The following is a 7,803-nucleotide window of genomic DNA, read 5'->3' on the forward strand; positions in this document are numbered from 1 at the left end:
CATAGAGCCACCCTCTCCCCAACCCTCTCCCGCCAGACGGGAGAGGGGGCATGCTGCAAGTCGCAGCATAAATTTCTGCCCAACTACCGTCATTCCCGCGCAGGCGGGAATCTACTTTTAAATCTCGGCAACTGTTTTTCAAACATCAGTTTCTTAGAATTTCCGATGAATTCCCGTCGTAACCTGTCCTCGCGTAGGCAGGGGCGGGAATGACGGCGATAGGATGTTTAACGTAGTGTGTTCATAAGAAAAGGTCGTCTGAAAACCTTGGAATCGGGTTTTCAGACGACCTTTTGTCTTGGTTTCTAAATGTTATTTCTTCAATTCCGCCAAAATCTCATCAACGGTTTTCTTCGCGTCGCCGAAGCACATCACGCTGTTTTCGTTGAAGAACAGCGGGTTTTGTACGCCTGCGTAGCCGGTGTTCATTGAGCGTTTGAAGACGACGACTTCTTTTGCCTTCCACACTTCCAACACTGGCATGCCGGCAATCGGGCTGTTCGGGTCGGTTTGGGCGGCGGGGTTGACGGTGTCGTTCGCGCCGATAACCAGCACTACGTCGGTTTCGGGGAAGTCGTCGTTGATTTCGTCCATTTCCAAAACGATGTCGTAGGGGACTTTGGCTTCGGCGAGCAGTACGTTCATATGACCGGGCAGGCGGCCGGCGACGGGGTGGATGCCGAAGCGTACTTCGGTGCCGTTTTTACGCAAAAGCTCGGTGATTTCGGCAACGGGGTATTGTGCCTGCGCCACTGCCATACCGTAGCCCGGGGTAATGATGACGCTGCTTGCGTTGCGCAGCATTTCGGCGACTTCGGCGGGTTTGGCTTCGCGGTATTCGCCGACTTCTTGGCTGCCTGAGGCTGCGGCGGAACCGTCGGTACCGAAGCCGCCTGCAATCACGGAGATGAAGGAGCGGTTCATGGCTTTACACATGATGTAGGACAGAATCGCGCCGCTGGAGCCGACGAGTGCGCCGGTGACGATAAGCAGGTCGTTGGAGAGCATGAAGCCTGCCGCTGCGGCCGCCCAGCCTGAGTAGGAGTTCAGCATGGACACGACTACGGGCATATCCGCGCCGCCGATGGAGGCGACCAAGTGCCAGCCGAATGCGAGGGCGATCAGGGTCATCAGGATCAGGATGAAGCCGCTGCCGTCAACGGATACGAACACCAGCATCAGGATAAAGGATAAAACCAATGCGGCGAGGTTGAGCTTGTGTTTGGCGGGCAGTTGCAGCGGTGCACTGCTGATTTTGCCGTTGAGCTTGCCGAACGCGACCAGCGAACCGGTAAAGGTTACTGCGCCGATGAAGATGCCCAAATACACTTCGACCAGATGGATGGTGTGCATATCGTGCGAAACGTTGCCCGGCTCGATATAGCTGTTGAAACCGACCAAAACGGCCGCCAAGCCGACGAAGCTGTGCAGAAGTGCAATCAGTTCGGGCATTTCGGTCATTTCTACTTTTTTGGCTTTGTAGATGCCGACGGCGGCGCCGATGAGCATGGCGATGATGATCCAGCCGAGTCCGTGGGTGTTTTCGGAAAACACGGTAACGAACAAGGCGACCGTCATCCCCGCTACGCCGGAATAACAGCCCTGCTTGGCGGTTTCCTGCTTGGACAGCCCCGCCAGCGAGAAGATGAACAGTATCGCGGCTACGATGTACGCCGCTGTAACGAGTCCTGAAGACATGGTGATTCTCCAATTATTTGTGAAAGTAACTGTGTTTTTTAATCGGGTCGTCTGAAAGGGTTTGATGGCGGATTCGCTTAACCGTCAACCATTTGAGAATGACGGTTCGGGTATTTTTATTTCATCCGCATCACTCCGTTGCTGCTGCGTTTTCAGACGACCTCTGTATCGGGTTTCCTATCCGCCGCCGAATTGTGCCAAAAACTCTTCTTCGGTCAGCTTGGGCGTGTCGTTTGCCAGTTCGTAGTACGGGGCTTTGGCGTCGATGAAAATCTGCTCTTCCAATTTGAAATCGGCGTTGTCGGCAAACAGTCCGGCGAAGACGAAATAGCTGTCGTTCGGCAGGAAATGGTAGAACAGGTGGGTACCGCAGTTTTTGCAGAACGCACGTTCCGCCCATTCGGACGAATGGTAGCGGGCGATGTTTTCACCGCCGTCGATTTTAGGCGGCTTGGCGGCAATCAGCGAAAACGTCGCGCCGCTGCCCCAAATGCGGCACATCCCGCAATGGCAGGCGTGGACGTGTTTGTCGTGTTCTACTTCTAAAGATACGTTGCCGCACAGGCATTTTGCTTTCATGGTCGAAATCCTCATATTCGAAAACTGACTTCCAAGTCGTCTGAAAACCCGCTGCATTCGTTTTAGCGAAACTCGCTGAGTTCGTTTTCAGACGACCCCGCTGTCAGACAGCGGCTACAAACAGCCCGATGGTGCAGACAAATCCGCCCGTCCACATTGCCGAACGCAGGCTCGGTTTGTCTTTCAGATAGCTGAAAATATAAGCAATGCGAAAGGCGATGAACGATATGGCCAAAAGGTTGATGGTCGCTTGCGCGGCGTTGCCTGTGGCGTGTGCCACCAAAACGGCGGCGGCAAACGGGGCAAACACTTCAAAACCGTTTTGCTGCGCGGCATTGGCACGCGCCGACAAGCCTTGCGTGCGGGCGAGGAAATCGCGCGGATTTCGGTTGTCCGACGGCTGAAAACCGCCCTGCGCTTTGGCGATGAAGGAACAAAACAGCGGCAGCAGCGATGCAATCAGGATGCACCAATAGGCTAAAGTCATGCTTTTACCCTTTCCTAAACATATTCAACATCCGGCGTGTTACGAAGAAGCCGCCGAAGATGTTGATGCTGGCAATCAGGATGGCGATGAAGGCAAGCAGGGTAACGAAGCCGTTGCCTTGGCTGATTTGCAGCAGCGCGCCGACAACGATGATGCCGGAAATGGCGTTGGTCACGGACATCAGCGGGGTATGCAGCGAGTGGCTGACGTTCCAGACGACGTAGTAGCCGATGACGCAGGCGAGGACGAACACGATAAAGTGGTTCAAAAATGCTGTGGGCGCGACCGCGCCGACCCACAGTACCAATACGGCGGCGATGACGGCGGGCGCGAGTTTTTTCCACAGGGGAACGGGTTTCGGCTCAGGCTTGGCGGCAGGCGCGGCTTTTTCAGACGACGTTTGTTGCGGCTGGGCGGAAACCTGAATCGGCGGAGGCGGGAAGGTGATTTCGCCGTCGCGGGTAACGGTCATGTTGCGGATAATCACGTCTTCGAAGTCCAACGTGATTTCGCCGTCTTTGTTCGGGCTTAACAGCTTGGTCAGGTTGACCAAGTTGGTGGCGTAAAGCTGGGAAGACTGTCCGGCAAGGCGGTTTGCCATGTCGGTGTAGCCGATGATTTTTACGCCGTTGTCCGTTACGAACAATTCGCCCGGTTTGGTCAGTTCGCAGTTGCCGCCGGTCGCCGCCGCCAAATCGACGATGACGGAGCCGGATTTCATGCTTTCCACCATTTCTTTGGTAATCAGTTTGGGCGCGGGTTTGCCCGGAATGGCAGCGGTAGTGATGATGATGTCCACTTCTTTTGCCTGCTCGGCAAAGAGCTTCATCTCGGCGGCGATAAATTCGTCGCTCATCACTTTGGCGTAGCCGTCGCCGCTGCCGCCCGATTCTTGCGGGAAGTCGAGTTTCAGGAACTTGCCGCCCATCGATTCGATTTGTTCCGCCACTTCCAAGCGGGTATCGAATGCGCGCACCACTGCGCCGAGCGAGTTTGCTGTACCAATTGCCGCCAAACCTGCCACACCGGCACCAATCACCAAAACCTGAGCGGGCGGCACTTTGCCGGCGGCGGTGATTTGACCGGTGAAGAAACGGCCAAAGGCGTTGGCGGCTTCAATCACGGCGCGGTAGCCGCTGATGTTTGCCATCGAAGACAAAGCGTCCAAAGCCTGTGCGCGGGAAATGCGGGGAACCATGTCCATCGCCAGCGCGTTGACTTTCTTGGCACGCAAGGCTTCAACCAAAGCCTCGTTTTGGCGCGGCCACAAGAAGCTGACGATGGTTTGCCCTTCTTTGAGCAGCGGCAGCTCGCCTTCGGACGGCGCATTGACTTTGTAAAGCAAAGGGCATGCCCAAACCGTTGCTTTGTCGGCAACGGTCGCGCCTGCTGCTTGATAAGCCGCATCATCCAAACTTGCCGCCAAACCTGCGCCGCTTTCGACAACGGTTTCAAAGCCCAGTTTGCTCAACAGGGCAACGGTGGCAGGCGTACAGGCGACGCGGGTTTCGCCGGATAATGACTCGCGTGGGATACCGATTTTCATCTCTGAATCCTTTTTGGGTTGTCTGTATATAAATGTTAATATATTTCGGATAATCCCCTTATAGCGAATTTTCAGTGGACTGGCAATAGTTAAGCCGACAATTCGACATTTCATCCCTGTATTGCCTTACAAATACTGCCGTCTGCGTTTAAAATCATTTTCCAAACATACGGTTTGACCGCCGTAACATTCTCCGCTGTTTCACTATATAATCCGCATTTTTTGAGCCACCGCCATGCCGCACGCCCTCGTCCTCCAATTTCCCTCCGCCGAAGCCCTGCCTTCCGCCCTCCTTGCCCGCCTGCCCGAGCCTGATTACGCCGATGAAAAGCGTATGCGTTTTATTGTTGAGGAAGGGTTTTCTTTAAGCGAGGCGGACACGGCGTTACTGAGCAGCCGTCAAATCGACCACGCCGTGTTGCCCGATATGGCGTTCGGCGAACTCGGGCTGATTGTCAGCGATATGGATTCGACGCTGATTACCATTGAATGCGTCGATGAAATTGCGGCGGGCGTCGGTTTGAAAGACCGCGTGGCGGAAATTACCGAACGCTCGATGCGCGGCGAATTGGATTTCGAGCAGTCTTTGCGCAGCCGCGTCGCTCTGTTGGCGGGATTGGACGAACGGGTTTTGGCGGAAGTTTATGAAAACGTTTTGCGGCTCTCGCCCGGTGCGGAATTTTTATTGGACGAATGCAAGGCACACGGCGTGAAATTCATGCTAGTGTCAGGCGGATTCACGTTTTTCACCGAAAGGCTGCAACAACGCCTCGGCTTCGAATACCAACACGCCAATGTTTTGGAAATTGAAAACGGCAAGCTGACAGGTCGTCTGAAAGGCAGAATCATCGACGCGCAGGCAAAAGCGAATTTATTGCGCGAATACCGCGACCGCCTCGGATTGCAGCCGCATCAGGTGTTGGCGATGGGCGACGGTGCGAACGATATTCCGATGCTCAAAGAAGCCGGCATAGGCGTGGCTTACCACGCCAAACCGAAAGCGCAGGCAGTCGCCGATGCCTGCATCAACTTCGGCGGATTGGAACGTGTCAGGGGGTGGTTTAAATAAACTGCCTGTATCGTTTGTCAGGGGTTTCCCTGTAAAGCAAAGGTCGTCTGAAAATTTTTTAGACGACCTTTTTGCTGTTTGAAATATCGTAATGACTGCGAACGGAACACCAAAGGGAACGCAGTAACAACACGCCAAAACGGGTTTGCAACCCGCTCCCGAACACAGCCCTCTTTATCCCCGTAACAGCCTTATCCCTTCTTCCTACCAAACGGAACAATAGGCAATTAATCAACACGGTTATTACCGTTCTTAAAATAATTTGGCTATGCACTGAAAATATTGACTTAAATTAAACAAAATCGTTTTCTTGTTCACAAACTACCTGACATTCTTTATACTACTAAAGTAGTATTTAACTACAACCTATGAACTAAACCAATAAAAGGAGCCCTAAGGATGAAACATCAGTTACTCCTTCTGCCGCTTGCCGTAGCTGTATCCCAAGCTTGGGCAGATACAAACCCCGTTCCCGAAGAGACTGTTACCCTTTCCCCTGTCACCGTCACCGGCACACAACAACAAAAAGCCAATAGCGTTACTTTCAACCCCAAAGCTGCTTTGCAACCCCTCCCTGCCGGAGACGGGGCAGACCTTTTACAGTCTGTCTCCAACATGAGCATCATCCGCAAAGGTGGTAGCTCGGGCGATCCATTGTTCCGCGGTTTGGGCGGTTCGCGCCTGTCGATTAACGCAGACGACCAGTTTATTTACGGCGGCTGCAGTATGCGTATGGACCCGCCGACTGCCTACATCCACCCGAATTCTTTCGACAAAGTCGTCGTTACCAAAGGCCCGCAAACCGTAACCCAAGGCATGGGTTTGGTCAGCGGCTCGGTACAATTCATCCGCAAAGACCCTGATTTCAGCGAAAAACCCTACAACATCAACGCCTCCCTGACCGCAGGCAGCAACGACCGTCGCGACGGTTCGCTTGAAGCCGAATTCGGCGGCAAATACGGCTACGTCCGCAGCAATATTTCCCATAACGAAGCCGGCAACTACAAAGACGGCTCAGGCAAGAGCGTCCACTCCCATTTCAAACGCGACAGCCAAATGCTGCAACTGGGCATCACCCCGACCGAAAACACCACCATCGCCGGCACATACGAACGCAGCAGGGCCAAGGTCGCCTACGCCGACCGCATGATGGACGGCAGCAAATTCGACCGCGACGCATGGAACGTCCGCTTTACCCAACGCAACCTCACCCCTTGGTTCAGCGAACTCGAATTGCGCTACGGTGAAAGCGAAATCGATCACGTCATGGACACATACAGCCTGCGCACCATCCGCAATCCGGCAGGCAAACAGATTAAAAACGCCAACAACCCCAAACGCAACACCGACACGGGTCGTCTGAAAGCCACCTTCGATTGGGATAACCTCAACCTGCAAACCGGCGTAGATTATATGGACGACGTACACGTCGCCCGCATGGAGCGCGGCGGCGACGGCTATAGCCACAAGCCCTATATGCCCAACCAAAGTTTCAAACAATGGGGCGTTTTCACCGAAGCCGCTTGGCAGCAAACCGACAAACAACGTTGGGTAGCAGGCTTGCGCCACGACCGTGTCAAAGCACATTACGATTCCGCAGACGTAACCGATCCCGTTTTGAAACATCAGAAATTCAACTTGAATTCCGGTTTCTTACGTTGGGAACGTGATACGGATAACGGCTTGAAATACTACGCCGGATTCGGTATCGCCGAACGCTCGCCCGACTACTGGGAACGTCTGCGCGCCAAAAAGAAAATCATCCATCCCGAACAAAACCGCCAAATCGATGCGGGCATCATCTGGAAACGTCCCAACCTCCATGCCTCCGTATCCGTATTCGGCAGCGATGTCAAAAACTTCATCATACTCGAACGCCAAGGCACGGATTTAGGCGTACGCAACGTTAAAGCCTCGCGTTTCGGCGGCGAAGCCGAAGTCAAATGGACGTTTGCACCCAATTGGGAAATCGGCAGCAGCCTCGCCTACACCCACGGCAAAAACCGTACCGACGGCAAGCCTTTGGCGCAAACCCCGCCGCTCGAGTGGAACAACACCCTCGCCTTCGACAACGGCAAATTCAGCGCAGGCGCGTTATGGCGCGTCGTGGCCAAACAAAACCGTTACAGCAAAGGTCAAGGCAATATCGTCGGACAGGACATCGGCGCCTCTTCCGGCTTCGGCGTACTCTCGCTCAATGCCGGCTGGAAATTCAGCAAATACGCCACCTTGCAGGCCGGTATAGACAACGTGTTCAACAAAACCTATGCCGAATTCGTCAGCAAAGGCGGCGACCCTTCAGCAGGCACGCAAACCTTACGCGTCAACGAACCCGGCCGTACCGCTTGGTTGAGGCTGCAAGCGAAATTCTGATATTGAGTTGAGAAAGTGAAAGGTCGTCTGAAAAGTGAACTGCACCCCAAA

General features: G+C 54.1%; 6 protein-coding genes. 2 read left to right on the forward strand and 4 right to left on the reverse strand.

The genetic code is table 11. From position 1 onward, the window contains the following. Positions 1 to 312 precede the first annotated feature (312 nt). The 4 genes from pntB to HMPREF3277_RS09735 all read right to left on the reverse strand — a co-directional run bounded on the left by pntB (position 313) and on the right by HMPREF3277_RS09735 (position 4,310). Positions 313 to 1,698, reverse strand: coding sequence for a Re/Si-specific NAD(P)(+) transhydrogenase subunit beta (gene pntB / locus HMPREF3277_RS09720; protein WP_070870986.1), 1,386 nt, complete (start codon positions 1,696 to 1,698; stop codon positions 313 to 315). Positions 1,699 to 1,875: 177 nt separating this feature from the next. Continuing rightward, entirely contained in the window at positions 1,876 to 2,277 is a 402-nt protein-coding gene (locus HMPREF3277_RS09725; protein WP_070870987.1) for a GFA family protein, read from the reverse strand. A 103-nt stretch (positions 2,278 to 2,380) separates the two neighbouring features. Further along, positions 2,381 to 2,764, reverse strand: a complete 384-nt coding sequence (locus tag HMPREF3277_RS09730) for an MAPEG family protein (RefSeq protein ID WP_045073789.1) — start codon at positions 2,762 to 2,764, stop codon at positions 2,381 to 2,383. 4 nt (positions 2,765 to 2,768) lie between these two features. After that, positions 2,769 to 4,310 carry a Re/Si-specific NAD(P)(+) transhydrogenase subunit alpha gene (locus tag HMPREF3277_RS09735; RefSeq protein ID WP_070870988.1) on the reverse strand — a complete coding sequence of 514 codons (1,542 nt, stop codon included), beginning with the start codon at positions 4,308 to 4,310 and terminating at the stop codon, positions 2,769 to 2,771. A gap of 235 nt (positions 4,311 to 4,545) precedes the next feature. Here HMPREF3277_RS09735 and serB point away from each other — a divergent pair, with 235 nt between their 5' ends. Both serB and HMPREF3277_RS09745 read left to right on the forward strand, forming a co-directional pair. Continuing rightward, on the forward strand, positions 4,546 to 5,379 hold the full coding sequence (gene serB, locus HMPREF3277_RS09740; RefSeq protein WP_070870989.1) for a phosphoserine phosphatase SerB: 834 nt from the start codon (positions 4,546 to 4,548) through the stop codon (positions 5,377 to 5,379). A gap of 399 nt (positions 5,380 to 5,778) precedes the next feature. Then, positions 5,779 to 7,752, forward strand: coding sequence for a TonB-dependent copper receptor (locus HMPREF3277_RS09745; protein WP_070870990.1), 1,974 nt, complete (start codon positions 5,779 to 5,781; stop codon positions 7,750 to 7,752). The last annotated feature ends 51 nt before the right edge of the window (positions 7,753 to 7,803 follow it).

This window comes from Neisseria sp. HMSC70E02 (assembly GCF_001838645.1).
Lineage (GTDB): Bacteria > Pseudomonadota > Gammaproteobacteria > Burkholderiales > Neisseriaceae > Neisseria > Neisseria macacae.

Coding starts and splice junctions, on each gene's coding strand:
- HMPREF3277_RS09725 (WP_070870987.1), bottom strand. CDS start 2,277: ATGAAAGCAAAATGCCTGTGCGGCAACGTATCTTTAGAAGTAGAACAC.
- HMPREF3277_RS09735 (WP_070870988.1), bottom strand. CDS start 4,310: ATGAAAATCGGTATCCCACGCGAGTCATTATCCGGCGAAACCCGCGTC.
- HMPREF3277_RS09745 (WP_070870990.1), top strand. CDS start 5,779: ATGAAACATCAGTTACTCCTTCTGCCGCTTGCCGTAGCTGTATCCCAA.
- HMPREF3277_RS09730 (WP_045073789.1), bottom strand. CDS start 2,764: ATGACTTTAGCCTATTGGTGCATCCTGATTGCATCGCTGCTGCCGCTG.
- pntB (WP_070870986.1), bottom strand. CDS start 1,698: ATGTCTTCAGGACTCGTTACAGCGGCGTACATCGTAGCCGCGATACTG.
- serB (WP_070870989.1), top strand. CDS start 4,546: ATGCCGCACGCCCTCGTCCTCCAATTTCCCTCCGCCGAAGCCCTGCCT.